This window comes from Rhizobium sp. CB2179 (assembly GCF_057653455.1).
This window is the reverse complement of sequence record NZ_CM172781.1, coordinates 1,194,419-1,208,772: the sequence shown is the minus strand read 5'-3', so window position 1 is coordinate 1,208,772 and position 14,354 is coordinate 1,194,419. Positions and strand designations below refer to the sequence as shown.

Genomic DNA, 14,354 nt, shown 5'->3' with positions numbered 1-14,354 from the left:
TGGCTGCCTAGATCAGTGCGACGTCAACGGAAGCCGGTAGGTCAGCTATGAACCTTCATCTCGAAACGGACGACGATCCGCGCACCCGCCAGTTCATCGACGAGCACAACCGGGTTTCCGACGCGGCACTGAGGACACCTGAATTCGAGAGGGATCGCGACGCGATCAGGGCGCTGATCGAGCGGCAGGACAGGCTGATCGTTCCGATGCGCCGAGGCGAGTGGCTGTTCGATTTCCGCCAGAGCAAGGACAATCCTCTCGGCATCTGGCTCCGCCTGCCGGAAAATCAGGAGCCGCTGCCGGACGCCGCCTGGGAGCCGGTCTTCGATCTCGACGCCTTCTGCGTTGGGGAAGGCAAGCGCTGGAACTGGCGCGGCGCCGTCACCTGCCCATGGGAGCCGACGCGGGTGCTGCTCACGCTTTCGGACGGCGGCTCCGACCTTCTCCGACTGCTCGAGTTCGACGCCGAACGGAAACAGGTCGTCGAGGGCGGCTTCGATACCCCGGCCGCACGATCGCATGCCACCTGGTTGAGCCGCGACGAAATTTGCTATTTCGGTTCCATCGACCGATTTTCGGCGACCCGCTCGGGATGGCCGCGCGTCGGACGGCGATTGAAGCGCGGACAGCGACCGGAAGATGCCGCCGTCATGTTCGAAGCAGCAGACGAGGACGTCTATGGCTTCAATCTCGTCATCGACCCTGCCCCATCAGGCGCTTCAGCGGATCGCGGATTGATCGATATTTTCGTCGCCGCCCACGAGATCGGCGTCGCGAGCGCTTTCCTGATCGCCGATAACGGCACACAGCGGCGCATCGATCTGCCCAAGGAAGCCGATTTCCAGTTCAATCATGATTATTGCCTATGGCGGGCAAAGACCGATGAGCGCGTTGCGACCGGCAGCCTCGTGCTGCAACACTTCGATCCCGCCTCGGAGACGGCCCTGCTCGGGCCGGAGCGGATCCTGTTTCAGCCTGGCGAGGGCCAGTCCATCGCGCAGATGATGCTGATGCAGGAGTGGTGCGTCTTCATCATCTCCGATCGGCTGCGTCCGCGTCTCATGGTGCTAGACCTGACAAGGCCCGATGCCAAACAGCGCGAGATCGCGCTGCCGGCGGACATGCAGACGGCTCATTTCAGGCCGCTTCATGCGGATCTGCATCTTGGCGACGATACGCTCTACATCGTCGGCCAGGGCTTCCTGCAGCCTCCCGTCTGTTACCGCCTCGAGCTGTCGGATCGCAGCAAGCAAGCCGAGCCGATTTTCGTCGCCACGGCGCCGAGCTATTTCGATGCGACCGATATGTCATCCGAACTGCTGGAGGCTGTTTCCGAGGATGGAACGAAGGTTGCTTACCGGCTGGTCCTGCCGAAGCAGTGGACCAAGGGCGCGCTGCCGGTGCTGCTTTACGGCTATGGCGGCTTCGATGTTTCGCTATCGCCGAACTATTCCGGCGTGACGGGACGCTGGCTGGAACAAGGCGGCGCCTATGTGCAGGCCTATATCCGCGGCGGTGGCGAATTCGGGCCCGACTGGTATCGCAGCGCCAAGCGGCAGGGGCGAGACCGGGCGTTTGCCGACTTCGTCGCCATCGCCCGCGATCTCGTCGCCCACGGCTATACAGTGCCGTCGCGGATCGCCTGCCAGGGCGGCAGCAATGGCGGACTGCTGACCGGCGTGATGCTGACGCGCTATCCCGACGATTTCGGCGCCGTCTGGTGCCAGGTGCCGGTCCTCGACATGACACGTTTCCACCTGTTCAGCGCAGGGCAAGCCTGGATGGACGAATATGGCGACCCGGAGACGCCGGCGGACCGGGACTTCATGCTCGGCTATTCGCCGCTTCACAATGTCGGGCCGGCGACCAAGGTCAGCTATCCGCCGATCTACATCGAAAGCTCCGCCAATGACGACCGCGTGCACCCCTCGCATGCGCGCCGCTTTGCCGCACGGCTGGAGGAAGACGGACACCGGCCGCTCTTCCATGAATTCGGCTCCGGCGGGCATGGCGGCGACGGCAATTCCGAAGAGCGCGCCGCCCGCGCGGCGATGGGTTACAGCTTCCTTCGCCAAACTATCATGCGGTAGAATGGAGGAGGAGAGCTTGTCGGCGCGCCTCTTTCTGATACAAACAGGTCAATAAATCATACTTTTATACAGGCTCGGAAAACACAATGTCTCCTATCAATCTCGCCATCGTCGGCGTCGGCAAGATCGTCCGCGACCAGCACCTTCCCTCCATCGCCAAGAACCCGGATTTCCAGCTCGTCGCCACGGCAAGCCGGCACGGCACGGTCGAAGGCGTCAAGAGTTATACGACGATCGAAGCGATGCTCGACGCCGAGCCGTCGATCGATGCCGTTTCGCTCTGCATGCCGCCGCAATATCGCTACGAGGCAGCCTATAAGGCGCTTGTCGCCGGCAAGCATGTCTTCCTGGAAAAGCCGCCCGGCGCGACGCTGAGCGAAGTGGCCGATCTCGAAGCGCTGGCAAACAAGCAGGGCGCGTCGCTCTTTGCCAGCTGGCATTCGCGCTATGCGCCGGGCGTCGAAGCTGCCAAGGCGTTTCTTGCCGCGACGACGATCAAAAGCGTGCATGTGATCTGGAAGGAGGATGTCCGCCATTGGCATCCGAACCAGGAATGGATCTGGCAGGCCGGCGGCCTCGGCGTTTTCGATCCCGGCATCAACGCGCTATCGATCGTCACCCATATCCTGCCGCGGCCGATCTTCATCACCGAGGCCGTGCTCGAATTTCCCGAGAATCGCGATGCGCCGATCGCTGCCGACATTCACTTCCGCAATGCTGACGGCCTGCCGGTTCACGCCGAATTCGACTGGCGCCAGACCGGCAAGCAGAGCTGGGACATCGTCGCGGAGACGGCAGCCGGCCAGATGGTGCTCGCCGAGGGCGGCGCCAAGCTTTTGATCGACGGCGCGCTGAGGTTCGCCGAGCCGGAGCAGGAATATCCCTCGCTCTACCGTCGCTTCGCCGAAATCATCAAGGCCGGCAAATCGGATGTCGATCTCGCGCCGCTGCGCCACGTCGCCGATGCCTTCATGCTCGGCAAGCGGAAATTCGTCGACGCATTCCACGACTGAGCGTCGCAATAACGTCATAGAAACCGGCAAGATTTGCCGGCCTATGGCAATCGTGTTCGGGGGCAGCCGCTCATGAGCAATAAAATTGGCCGCAAGGGCCGATTTTCCCGCGTGTTGAAAATTGGCATCCTCGTGGTGCCGCTTCTCGGCCTTGCGGCATGTTCGGGCGAAGAGGCCGTCATGCCGCCTGATGCACCGGGCGTTTCCCGATCCGAGGAATATTCCTTCGGATCGGCGACCCAGACCCAGGATTGGCAGGCCACCCGCAAGGTGCTGGGCCAACTGGAAGGGCGGTTCGGAGAGAAGTCCATGCGTATCCTGGCGCGCAATCTCGCCAGCACCACCGACCCGCAGACCATCAAGGTCTATTATGCCGAACGCCTTGTCCATCAAGCCGGCTGGGCGGAAATGCCGGTCAGCACCTTTGCCGACAAGGCGTGGACATTCGCTTTGGTCAGTCCGAATGGAAAGCATGTTTTGGCAGTCGAGGCGCTCGACGCGTCGGAAAGTGCTGGCGGGATCGTACCCCTCAATATCCTGACGAACCTCGACGAGGATAAAGGTTCGAAACGGTAGCGGCGCTCGCCGGCCGGGAGAGCGAAGCTGGACGGCTTCATGCCGCAATTCAAAGTGTTACAGCGTCCTTTGCGGCTCTCGAAAAGACGCGCGGCGCAGCAGCGTCGTGGCGAAACGCTCAGGCCTTCTTCTCCCACCGCCCTTCCGGAGTCTGCTGCCAATAGGTGAGGTTATGCCCCTCGCCTTTCAGCTTCTTCCACTGCGCACGGGCGGTGTCCAGTTGCTCCTGGTCGTGACCGTCGAACATGAAGACGATGCGCTCATAGGCATCGGCCGGCGGCGGCTCGGCGCCGTCGACGATGAAACGCACGGTCGCCGCATTGGCATTGTCCGGCGTCACGGTCAAAAGCACCGGCTGGCTTTCGGCGAAATCCGCCTCGTCGGTGCCGTGCGGCAGGAAGCTCTCCTCGCGGAAAGTCCAAAGATGCTGATCGAGAGCATCACGCCGCGCCGGCTCGCGCGTCTGGACGGCAACGCGCCAGCCGCGCTCGACGCTTTTGTCGATGAGCGGCGGAAGCGCGTCCTCCAGCCTGGATTCGGTCAGATGATAGAAGAGAACGTCCGTCATCAGGATTCATAATGGGCGCGAACGAGCTCATCGAGCAGGCGCACGCCGAAGCCGGAACCCCAGGATTGATTGATCTCGTCCTGCGGCGAGCCCATCGCCGTGCCGGCAATATCGAGATGCGCCCAGGGCGTGTCCTGCACGAAGCGCTTGAGGAAATGCGCGGCCGTGATCGAGCCGGCCTGTCGGCCGCCAGTGTTCTTCATATCGGCGAACTTGCTGTCGATCAGCTTGTCGTAATCCCTGCCGAGCGGCATGCGCCAGAGTTTTTCGTTGCTCGAAAGACCGGCTGCCGTCAGTTGGGCGGAAAGCTGGTCGTCATTGGAGAACAGGCCGGCATGCACATTGCCGAGCGCCACGATGATCGCCCCGGTCAGCGTGGCGAGATTGATCATGAACTGCGGCTTGAAGCGGTCGTTGCAGTACCAGAGCGCATCGCAGAGCACGAGGCGGCCCTCGGCATCGGTGTTGATCACCTCGATCGTCTGGCCGGACATCGACGTGACGATATCACCAGGACGCTGGGCGTTACCGTCAGGCATGTTCTCCACCAGGCCGATGATGCCGACAGCATTGACGGCGGCCTTGCGGGAGGCGAGCACATGCATGAGGCCGGTGACGGCGGCCGCACCGCCCATATCGCCCTTCATGTCTTCCATGCCGGCGGCCGGCTTGATCGAAATGCCGCCGGTATCGAAGACGACGCCCTTGCCGATGAAGGCGACGGGACGATCCTTGCCCTTGCCGCCCTTCCACTGCATGACCGCCAGGCGCGGCGGACGTACGGAGCCCTGGGCGACGCCGAGAAGGGCGCCCATGCCGAGGCGGCGCATTTCGCGCTCCGTCAGGATTTCCACTTCGACGCCGAGCTTTTCCAGTTCCTTGGCCTTAGCGGCGAACTCGACGGGGCCGAGCACGTTCGGCGGTTCGTTGACGAGGTCACGGGCAAGATTGACGCCGCCGGCGATCGCTTCGGAATCGGAAAACGCCTTCTTGGCACCACCCGGATCGGCGGTGACGATCGTCACCTTGACGGATTTCGCCGGCTTCTCCTCCTCGTCGCCCTTCTTCGTCTTATACGTATCGAAGCTATAGGCGCGCAGCAGCATGCCGAGCGCGAAATCGGCAGTTGCCCGCGTGCTGGTCTCGAGCCCGGGCACGTCGATGAAGACGGCGGCCTTGTCGGTGTTCTTGATTCTCGAGGCCACAGCACCGCCGGCCTTCAGCCAGTCATGGGCGGTGATTTCGGCGGCCTTGCCGAGCCCGATGACGACGATGCGGTCGACGGGCGCGCCTTCGGGGGCGACAATATCGAGCGCACCCATGGATTTCGCGGAGAATCGGGCAATCCTCGCAGCCTTGGCGATCACACCTGCCGGGTCGACTGTTTCAGCGCCGGCAGCGCTGTCGGCCTCCGCAGTCTTCAACAGGATCGCCAGGCCGCCACTGAGCTTTGCCGACTTCGAGAATGAAATTTCCAACTTTACTGACATGTCTTCTCCGCTGGGATTCTTTGAAATCCGTCCCTCGCGGATAATTTCGCGTTTGGCGGGTCTGTCAATGGCTTGCGACAATTGTTATGATCGCCCGCGGCCATCACGGCCCTCATGTTTTCGTCAGTTTCGTAGATATTCGCGTTGACAGTTTTTTCGAAAAATCGATGGCGGGACCTGGCAATCCGCCTGCCGAAAACGACTTTCGGTGCATTCATGCTGCTGTTTTGGATGTGGTGGGCGCTGCTTGCCGTCTTCCGCGCCTTTCCCGGAATAGACATCTATTTTTCCCAGCTTTTTTTCGTGGGCGCAGATTGCGACGCGACTGCTGCTGCCGGGAGCATCTGCGGCGGCTTTCCCTATCGCGACGTCGCGGCCTTCGACCTGCTGCGCACCGTCTTCTTCCGCCTGCCCTATGTGGTGGCGATCGTGATGGTGTGGAAACTCGTCGAGTGCTACCGGCAGCATGGCGCGACCTTCAACGCTGCGCGGGCGCAAAAGCTCAAAGTCGCGCTCGGAACGCTGCTGATCGGGCCGGTGCTGCTCGTCAATGTCGTCCTGAAGGAACATTGGGGCCGGCCGCGGCCGATACAGACGGATATTTTCGGCGGTGCGCTGCATTTCGCCGAGGCAGGTTCGCTTGCCGGTAAATGCGTTTCGAACTGCTCATTCATCTCAGGCGAGGCTGCAAGCGCCGGCTGGCTCTTCTGCCTTCTGCTCTTCGTTCCGAAATCCCTGCGTTATGCGCTGGCGCCGCCCGTGGCGGCGATCTCGATCCTCACCCCGGCGATGCGGCTATCCTTCGGCGCGCACTACCTTTCCGACGTCGTTCTCGGATGGCTTTCCTCGCTTGTCGTCTTCGCCGCATTGCTGGCGTTAACTGAGTCGCAACAGCATCAAAAAAATTCTGAAATTTGAATGAATTTTTGACACCAGCTTGTCGCAAAAGCGCGACAAAGAGCGTAGAGGGATTCTCCTGCAAAGCCGTTTGGGCGTGCAGGTGCTTTCAAGGGCAGGCATGAAACTACTCGAGACATACATATTGCGGCGCGTCGGCCAGATGTTTCTCGTGGCGCTCCTGCCCGTTCTGGCGATCATTTGGACGACTCAGGTTCTGCAGCGCATCAATCTGGTTACCGACAGCGGCCAGTCGATCGGCTCGTTCGCCAAGCTGGCGACGATGATCCTGCCGTCGATCATTCCCGTCGTGCTGCCCTTCGCTCTCGTTATCGCGATCACCCAGACGCTGACGACGATGAACAATGATTCCGAGCTGACCGTCATCGATGCGGCCGGGGCACGGCGCAGCGTGCTGATCCGTCCGATCCTGCTGCTTGCCGCCGCCATCAGCGTCTTTTCATTCTTCGTCGACAACGTCGTCGAGCCGCGCGCAAAGACCGTCGTGCGCCAGATGATCGCCGAGACCTATGCTGACCTCCTCTCTTCGGTGATTGAGGAAAAGACCTTCCGCAAGCTCGATGAAGGCCTGTATGTGCAGATCTCGAAGCGGATGGCCGGCCGCATGCTGAAGGGCCTTTTCGTCGCCGACGAGCGCGACCCGGCCTACGAACTGATCTATTATGCGAAGGAAGGCGCCGTCGACGATACGGGCACGACGCTGATCATGCATGAGGGCGAAGTGCACCGCAAAACGCCCGATGGCAACGTCTCAGTCATCAATTTCGATTCCTATTCCTTCGACCTCTCGGACATGACGGAGAATCGCGGTCAGGCGACGCTGCGCGCCAGCGACCGTGACCTGTGGTTCCTGATCAATCCGGATCCGGCCGACAAGGACTATACGATCCGGCCGCAGAGCTACCGCGCCGAACTGCATCGGCGGCTGACCGACTGGATCCTGCCCGTCGTCTTTGCGCTGTTTTCGCTGGCGATCGCCGGCGATGCGCGCTCGCACCGCGAAGCGCGGCTGCATCCGATGGTGAGCGCTCTCGCCTATGCCTTCGCGATGCGATGGGCGGCCTTCTACGCGGCCAATCAGATCGATACCGACCCTGAATATATCGCCGTCCTCTACGCCATCCCGATCGTCAGCAGCATCGTCTCGATCGTCTTCCTCGGCCTGCACAAACGACTGGTCATGCCGTCGTTCATCCGGGACCGGATTTCGTCCTTCTGGAGAGGGATGCAGGAAAGGCTGCTTGCCGTGACCGGCAGGACCGGCGGGGGCGCTGCCCAATGATGTTCGGGACATTGTCGCGTTATTTCTTTCGCCGCTATCTGGTGACGACGGGCTGGTTCCTGATCGGCGTCTCGGCGATCTCCTTCCTCCTCGATTTCAGCGAGACGGCGGGCCGCATGTCCGGCCTCCCCGGCTACACGATCGGCGGCGGCGTCCTGATGACCGCCGTGCGCCTGCCGCTCATCCTGCAGCAGACGGTGCCGTTCATAGCTCTCTTCGTCGGCATGACGGTGCTGATCGGCCTCAACCGCAAATATGAACTCGTCGTCACGCGCGCAGCCGGCATTTCGGTCTGGCAGTTCATGTTCCCCTTCATCGCCGGCTCGCTGGTGCTCGGCCTGTTGACGATGGCGGCGCTGAACCCACTTGCCGCCTGGGGACAGCGCCAGGCGCTGCTGGTCGAATCCGACTGGCGCGGCGAGAACGCGGTTCTGCGCAAGGCACCGCAGATTCCGTGGCTGCGCCAGATCAGCGGCCGGGACGATGTCATCATCGGCGCCCAAACGGTCCAAGAGAGCGGAACCAAGCTGATCGACGCGGTGCTGATCCATTTCGATTCAAGCGGTCAGGTCATTCTGAGACAGGACGCCGCCACGGCAAAGTTGGAAGATGGTTACTGGCAACTTAACAACGTTGTCGAGCGCAAGCCTGGCGAAATCCCCGTGCGTAAAGCTTCGGTTCAACTTCGCACCAATCTGAAACAGGACTTTGTCCAGGAGCGGCTGACAGCGCCGGAAACAATTGGTTTCTTTGACCTTTCCAACCGGATTGCGGCGGCCAAATCCTTCGGCATCTCGACCAAGGCGCTGGAGACGCAATTCAACTCCCTGTTGTCCCAGCCATTGCTGCTGGTGGCGATGACTTTCATAGCCGCAACAGTGTCCCTAAAATTTAGCCGGTTCAACCAATCCCGCTCCGTGATTCTGGGTGGCATCCTTTCGGGCTTCATGCTTTATGTCATCACCGTGCTTGTAAAGGCATTCGGAAGCAGTGGAGTTGTGCCCCCCTTCGTGGCGACGTGGATACCGGTGGTCGTCGCGCTGGCCTTGGGTGCGACTATTCTGCTTCATCAGGAGGACGGCTAGTGGCGGCAGGCGACCGCAAGTATTTTATTAGTAAACAGCTGGTTGCCCTGCTTGTCGGCGCGACTCTATGTTCCTATTTCGGCAGCGTCCCGGCCTCTTACGGCCAGGCCAGCGCGCCTGAACAAAATATCGAGACGAAGATCCCCGAAGGGGCCAAGCTTCTGCTTTCGGCCAATGAACTGGTCTATAACCGTGACGCCGATCTGGTGTCGGCGGTCGGCGGCGTGCAGATCAACTATGGCGGCTATAAAATGGTCGCGCAGAAGGTCGAGTACAATCAGAAGACCGGCCGGATGATGGCGCTTGGCAATGTCGAGCTGGTCAGCCCGGACGGCAACCGTATCTATGCCGACAACCTTGATGTGACCGACAATTTTGCCGACGGGTTCCTGAACTCGTTGCGCATCGAGACCGCCGACAATACCCGCATCGTCGCCGAAAGCGGCGAGCGCGTCGGCGGCACGAAGATGATTCTCAACAAGGGTGTCTACACGGCCTGCCTTCCCTGCGCCGAAGATCCGAAGCGCGCGCCCTTCTGGCAGGTCAAGGCCCAGCGGGTGATCCAGAACGGCGAGACGCATACGATCCGTCTGGAGAGAGCGCGCTTCGAGTTGCTCGGCCATCCGATCGCCTTCCTGCCGTTCATCGAAGTTCCCGACAATACGGTGAAGCGCAAGTCGGGCTTTCTCTTCCCGACGATGAGCCTGTCGCAAAATCTCGGCTTCGGTCTTTCCGTTCCTTATTATTATGTGATCTCGCCGAGCATGGACGCGACGGTCACCGCGACGGGCTACACGGCCCAGGGCTTCCTCATCGAAGGCGAATTCCGCCAGCGCTTCGAAAATGGCACACATATCCTGCGCGTTGCCGGCATCGACCAGGCAAAGCCGGGCAATTTCAGCTCCGGCACCACCGATGCCGAAGCTGAGCAGCGTGGCATGGTGGCATCGAAGGCCGAATTCCGCATCAATCCGCGCTGGACGTTCGGCTGGGACGTCATGATGCAGAGCGACAACAATTTCTCGAAAACGTACAAGCTGCGCGGCCTGACCGGTACCGATCGTACCAACCAGATCTACCTGACAGGGCTCGGGAAACGCAATTATTTCGACATGCGGGCGTTCTATTTCGACGTCCAGGATGCCGACCGGACGAATACCGCCGAAAAGCAGCAGGCGATCGTCTATCCGTCGCTCGACTATCACTATGTGGCGCCGCAGCCGCTTGCCGGCGGCGAGCTTTCGGCGGATGTCAACCTGACGAATATTTCGCGCACCCATGACGACTTCTATACCGTCGACGGCTTCGACCGCTTCCGCGGCCTGAAGGGCCAGACCTCGCGGCTGACTGCCGAGCTGCAATGGAAGCGCACCTATGTCACGCCGACCGGCCTAGTGATCACGCCGCTGCTGGCTGCGCGCGGCGATGCCTTCGCGCTGAATATGGATGATCCCACCGGCTACACCGGCAACTATGTCGACGGCAATTCCGCCACCCGCTCGATGTTCACGGCCGGACTGGAGATGCGTTATCCGATACTGATGACGACCGACAATAGCACCCATATCCTCGAGCCGATCGCACAGATCTATGCCCGCCCCGACGAGCAGCTCGCAGGGCGCCTGCCGAACGAGGATGCGCAGAGCTTCGTCTTCGACGCCACCTCGCTGTTCGACCGTGACAAGTTCTCGGGCTACGACCGGATCGAAGGCGGTACCCGCGCCAATGTCGGTATCCAGTACACCGGTACATTCGACAGCGGCTACAAGCTGCACGGCATCTTCGGCCAATCCTATCAGATCGCCGGCCAGAATTCGTTTGCGACCGATGACCTCGTCAATGTCGGTGCGGATTCGGGCCTTGAAACCGACCGCTCCGATTATGTCGGCCTTGGCGGCGTCGAAACACCGTACGGCGTTTCCGTCGCAGCCTCCTACCGCCTCGACGAGAAGGACTTCGAATTCCGCCGCGGCGACCTGACGACGGCCTACCAGAACGACACCTTCTCGACGCAGCTGACCTACACCCATCTCAGCGCTCAGCCGGCATATGGCTTCGCCGAGGACAATGACGAGATCCAGACCAACAGCAGGGTCAAGTTCAAGGATTACTGGTCGATCTTTGGCGGCATTGCCTGGGATCTGAACAATGATGTGATCAGCCGCCGGACGCTCGGCCTCTCTTATGAAGACGAATGCACGATCTTCACGATCGCCTATACGGACAGCAGGGATTCCGACGACGAGACGGCAAGCGACTGGACGATCGGCGCTCGGCTGACCTTCCGCACGCTCGGCGACATCAAGATCGGCTCCGACACCCTGGAATGACGGGCGGACGGCGCAAAGATGGGCTGAAGCCATTCTTTCGCCGTAAGCCTGTGCAGGACATTGCCGCCAGTCGATATCTGAGGCATAGGGGTTTCGCGCCGTGACGGAAGCGATTTCCGCGTGTCTCGCACTGTGGTAAGAACGCCGCGAACAACGTCTCGCGACGCTATCGGGAGGTCAACAGATGATTGACGCGAAAAAAGCCATAACCAAGTTCCTCGCCGGGGCAGCGCTTGCATTGCTGACAGGCTTTGCCGGTTCAGCGCTTGCGGCCAGTGAAGTCAAGGCCGTGGTGAACGGCACGGCCATCACCAGCGGCGATGTCGCCAAGCGTCAGGCCTTCCTGCGCCTGCAGCATACGAAGGCCGATGCCAAGGCCGCCGAGGAGCAATTGATCGACGAGGCGCTCAAGCGGCAGGAAGTCACCCGCGTCCATATGTCGGTTTCGCAGCAGGACGTCGATGCGTCTTTCGCGCGTTTTTCGAGCGGCAACAAGCTGTCCCCTGAGCAGATGTCGCAGATCCTTGATCGCGCCGGCGTCGGCGTCGATCATTTCAAGGGTTTCATCGCCGTGCAGATGAGCTGGCCGCGTGTCGTCAACGCCCGCTACGGCTCGACCTCACGGCTGTCGAACTATGATCTCGTCTCGCGCATGATGCAGAACAACAAGCAGAAGCCGGTGACGACGGAATATATGCTGCAGCAGGTCATCTTCGTCATTCCGCAAGCCAAGCGCGGCGCCATCACCGGCAAGCGCAAGGGCGAGGCCGAGGCGTCGCGCTCCAAATTTCCGGGCTGCGATCAGGCAAAGGTGTTTGCTGCGACGATGCGCGACGTTTCCGTGCGCGATCTCGGCCGCATGCTCGCCCCCGAGATCCCGCCGGATTGGAAGCCGCTGGTCGAGCAGGCCAAGGGCAACACGACAGGGACCCGCGTCACCGACAAGGGCGTCGAATATCTGGCAATCTGCAGCCAGCGGCAGGTCTCCGACGACCAGGCCGCCGAGATGGTTTTCCGCCAGGAAGATCTCGACAAGTCCAAGGGTGGCAAGGACGCCAGCCCGGAAAACGAAAACAGCAAGAAATACCTGGATGAACTGCGCAAAAAGGCGCAGATCGCCTATCGCTGACCGACAATGGCGATACCGTTTTCGCAACCGCTTGCGCTGAGCCAGGGCGACCCCGCCGGCATCGGGCCGGATATTACTTTGACGGCCTGGCTGAGGCGGCGTGAACTCGGGCTGCCACCTTTCTTCCTGATCGGCGACCCCGATGTTCTGGCGCTGAGAGCCCGCCAGCTCAATCTGGCGGTTTCGATTCGCGAGACCGATAAAGCCAGCGAAGCCGCTGGGATATTTGCCGACGCGCTGCCCGTCATGACCATACCTGCTGGTATCGAGGTCGTGGCCGGCGAACCGCATGAGGCGACCGCGAAAGGCACGATCGCGTCGATCGAGAAAGCCGTGTCGCTTGTCATCAGCGGCGAAGCGCTCGCGGTCGTCACCAATCCGATCGCCAAGGCCGTGCTTTACGAGGCAGGTTTCCGGTTTCCCGGCCATACCGAATTTCTCGCCGATCTCGCCGCCAGGGCGACCGGCCGGCCGGTGACACCTGTCATGATGCTGTCCGGACCGAAGCTCCGGGCCATTCCCGTCACCATCCACATTCCGATCCGGGACGTGCCGGCGGCGCTGACGGGCGAACTGATCATGGAAACCTGCCGGATCGCCCATGAAGACCTGAAGCAGCGCTTCGGCATCGAGGCACCGCGGCTCGCCGTTGCCGGCCTCAACCCGCATGCGGGCGAAGGCGGAGCGATCGGCACGGAGGACGAAGACGTCATCCGCCCGGCGATCGAGCGCCTGCGCGACGAGGGCATCGATGCGATCGGCCCCCTGCCCGCCGATACGATGTTTCATGACGAGGCGCGGTCGCGATACGACGTCGCCATCTGCATGTATCACGATCAGGCGTTGATCCCGGCCAAGGCACTTGGTTTCGACGACAGCGTCAACGTGACGCTCGGGCTTCCCTTCGTGCGCACCTCGCCGGATCACGGCACCGCTTTCGGCATTGCCGGCAAGGGACTGGCGCGCGAGCACAGCCTCGTCGCAGCGCTGAAGCTCGCCGCGCAACTCGGCCGCAGTGTGGAAAGCCGTCGCTGATGGCACCACTCGATGGCCTGCCGCCGCTTCGCGACGTCATCCAGCGTCACGGCCTCGATGCGCGCAAGGCGCTCGGGCAGAATTTCCTGCTCGACCTCAACCTGACGCAGAAGATCGCCCGCACGGCGGGCACACTCGATGAGGCGACCATCGTTGAGGTCGGCCCCGGCCCTGGCGGATTGACGCGGGCGATCCTGGCGCTCGGCGCCAGAAAGGTCATCGCCATCGAGCGGGATCCCCGCTGCCTGCCGGCACTCGCCGAGATCGCCGATCATTATCCCGGCCGGCTGGAGGTGATCGAAGGCGATGCGCTGAAGATTGATTTCGAGACCTTGGTCCCGGAAGGCCCGGTCAAGATCATCGCCAACCTGCCCTACAATGTCGGCACGCAGTTGCTGGTCAATTGGCTGCTGCCGAAAGCCTGGCCGCCGTTCTGGCAGTCGCTGACGCTGATGTTTCAGAAGGAAGTCGGCGAGCGTATCGTCGCCAACGAAGACGATGACCATTACGGCCGCCTGGGCGTGCTCTGCGGCTGGCGGACGGAGGCACGCATGGCCTTCGACGTGCCGCCGCAAGCCTTCACGCCGCCGCCGAAAGTGACGTCGACGGTCGTGCATCTCATACCCCGCGACACCCCCATCCCCTGCGCCGTCGCCAACCTGGAAAAGGTGACGCAGGCCGCCTTCGGCCAGCGCCGCAAGATGCTCCGTCAAAGCCTGAAACCGCTCGGCGGCGAGAGCCTGCTCGTCAAGGCCGGGATCGATCCGGCGCGGCGGGCTGAAACCTTGTCCGTCGAGGAATTCTGCCTTCTCGCGAACAGCCTGTAGGGCAACTCCAG

The 14,354-nt window shown here is 61.7% G+C and carries 12 protein-coding genes; 10 read left to right on the top strand and 2 right to left on the bottom strand.

Features of this window, described 5'->3' with window-relative positions; all coding sequences use genetic code 11:
- Window positions 1-47: 47 nt before the first annotated feature.
- The 3 genes from AC244Q_RS06085 to AC244Q_RS06075 all read left to right on the top strand — a co-directional run bounded on the left by AC244Q_RS06085 (window position 48) and on the right by AC244Q_RS06075 (window position 3,679).
- Complete coding sequence (locus AC244Q_RS06085; protein WP_113547971.1) at window positions 48-2,090, top strand: prolyl oligopeptidase family serine peptidase; 2,043 nt, start codon at window positions 48-50, stop codon at window positions 2,088-2,090.
- Between the two features lie 86 nt (window positions 2,091-2,176).
- Window positions 2,177-3,103: a Gfo/Idh/MocA family protein gene (locus AC244Q_RS06080; protein WP_113547972.1), complete on the top strand. Its 927-nt coding sequence runs from the start codon at window positions 2,177-2,179 to the stop codon at window positions 3,101-3,103.
- A 72-nt stretch (window positions 3,104-3,175) separates the two neighbouring features.
- Window positions 3,176-3,679: a hypothetical protein gene (locus AC244Q_RS06075; protein WP_128405752.1), complete on the top strand. Its 504-nt coding sequence runs from the start codon at window positions 3,176-3,178 to the stop codon at window positions 3,677-3,679.
- Between the two features lie 118 nt (window positions 3,680-3,797).
- Here the strand turns inward: AC244Q_RS06075 and AC244Q_RS06070 are convergent, their stop codons facing one another.
- Both AC244Q_RS06070 and AC244Q_RS06065 read right to left on the bottom strand, forming a co-directional pair.
- Complete coding sequence (locus AC244Q_RS06070) at window positions 3,798-4,247, bottom strand: DNA polymerase III subunit chi (protein WP_011651256.1); 450 nt, start codon at window positions 4,245-4,247, stop codon at window positions 3,798-3,800.
- On the bottom strand, window positions 4,247-5,737 hold the full coding sequence (locus AC244Q_RS06065; RefSeq protein WP_113547973.1) for a leucyl aminopeptidase: 1,491 nt from the start codon (window positions 5,735-5,737) through the stop codon (window positions 4,247-4,249). Before AC244Q_RS06065 ends, AC244Q_RS06070 begins: the two co-directional genes overlap by 1 nt.
- 144 nt (window positions 5,738-5,881) lie before the next feature.
- On the opposite strand from AC244Q_RS06065, the gene AC244Q_RS06060 reads away from it, so the two are divergent.
- The 7 genes from AC244Q_RS06060 to rsmA all read left to right on the top strand — a co-directional run bounded on the left by AC244Q_RS06060 (window position 5,882) and on the right by rsmA (window position 14,343).
- On the top strand, window positions 5,882-6,655 hold the full coding sequence (locus AC244Q_RS06060) for a phosphatase PAP2 family protein (RefSeq protein WP_113547974.1): 774 nt from the start codon (window positions 5,882-5,884) through the stop codon (window positions 6,653-6,655).
- A gap of 100 nt (window positions 6,656-6,755) precedes the next feature.
- Window positions 6,756-7,937, top strand: a complete 1,182-nt coding sequence (lptF, locus tag AC244Q_RS06055) for an LPS export ABC transporter permease LptF (RefSeq protein ID WP_012756839.1) — start codon at window positions 6,756-6,758, stop codon at window positions 7,935-7,937.
- Window positions 7,934-9,022 carry an LPS export ABC transporter permease LptG gene (gene lptG, locus AC244Q_RS06050; protein WP_012756838.1) on the top strand — a complete coding sequence of 363 codons (1,089 nt, stop codon included), beginning with the start codon at window positions 7,934-7,936 and terminating at the stop codon, window positions 9,020-9,022. The genes lptF and lptG overlap by 4 nt, the downstream gene beginning before the upstream one ends.
- Window positions 9,022-11,352 (top strand): LPS-assembly protein LptD, encoded by a 2,331-nt coding sequence (locus AC244Q_RS06045; protein ID WP_012756837.1) that lies wholly within the window; start codon window positions 9,022-9,024, stop codon window positions 11,350-11,352. Before lptG ends, AC244Q_RS06045 begins: the two co-directional genes overlap by 1 nt.
- Before the next feature lie 184 nt (window positions 11,353-11,536).
- A complete protein-coding gene (locus AC244Q_RS06040) occupies window positions 11,537-12,481 on the top strand; it encodes a SurA N-terminal domain-containing protein (RefSeq protein ID WP_012756836.1) in 945 nt (314 codons plus the stop codon).
- Between the two features lie 6 nt (window positions 12,482-12,487).
- Window positions 12,488-13,516 (top strand): 4-hydroxythreonine-4-phosphate dehydrogenase PdxA, encoded by a 1,029-nt coding sequence (gene pdxA, locus AC244Q_RS06035; RefSeq protein WP_113547975.1) that lies wholly within the window; start codon window positions 12,488-12,490, stop codon window positions 13,514-13,516.
- Window positions 13,516-14,343 carry a 16S rRNA (adenine(1518)-N(6)/adenine(1519)-N(6))-dimethyltransferase RsmA gene (gene rsmA / locus AC244Q_RS06030; RefSeq protein WP_012756834.1) on the top strand — a complete coding sequence of 276 codons (828 nt, stop codon included), beginning with the start codon at window positions 13,516-13,518 and terminating at the stop codon, window positions 14,341-14,343. The genes pdxA and rsmA overlap by 1 nt, the downstream gene beginning before the upstream one ends.
- Window positions 14,344-14,354: the final 11 nt, after the last annotated feature.

Excerpts from the sequence above, each read along its gene's own strand:
- AC244Q_RS06065 (WP_113547973.1), bottom strand. The coding sequence starts at position 5,737 with ATGTCAGTAAAGTTGGAAATTTCATTCTCGAAGTCGGCAAAGCTCAGT.
- AC244Q_RS06070 (WP_011651256.1), bottom strand. The coding sequence starts at position 4,247 with ATGACGGACGTTCTCTTCTATCATCTGACCGAATCCAGGCTGGAGGAC.
- AC244Q_RS06075 (WP_128405752.1), top strand. The coding sequence starts at position 3,176 with ATGAGCAATAAAATTGGCCGCAAGGGCCGATTTTCCCGCGTGTTGAAA.
- AC244Q_RS06040 (WP_012756836.1), top strand. The coding sequence starts at position 11,537 with ATGATTGACGCGAAAAAAGCCATAACCAAGTTCCTCGCCGGGGCAGCG.
- lptF (WP_012756839.1), top strand. The coding sequence starts at position 6,756 with ATGAAACTACTCGAGACATACATATTGCGGCGCGTCGGCCAGATGTTT.
- lptG (WP_012756838.1), top strand. The coding sequence starts at position 7,934 with ATGATGTTCGGGACATTGTCGCGTTATTTCTTTCGCCGCTATCTGGTG.
- AC244Q_RS06080 (WP_113547972.1), top strand. The coding sequence starts at position 2,177 with ATGTCTCCTATCAATCTCGCCATCGTCGGCGTCGGCAAGATCGTCCGC.
- rsmA (WP_012756834.1), top strand. The coding sequence starts at position 13,516 with ATGGCACCACTCGATGGCCTGCCGCCGCTTCGCGACGTCATCCAGCGT.
- AC244Q_RS06085 (WP_113547971.1), top strand. The coding sequence starts at position 48 with ATGAACCTTCATCTCGAAACGGACGACGATCCGCGCACCCGCCAGTTC.
- pdxA (WP_113547975.1), top strand. The coding sequence starts at position 12,488 with ATGGCGATACCGTTTTCGCAACCGCTTGCGCTGAGCCAGGGCGACCCC.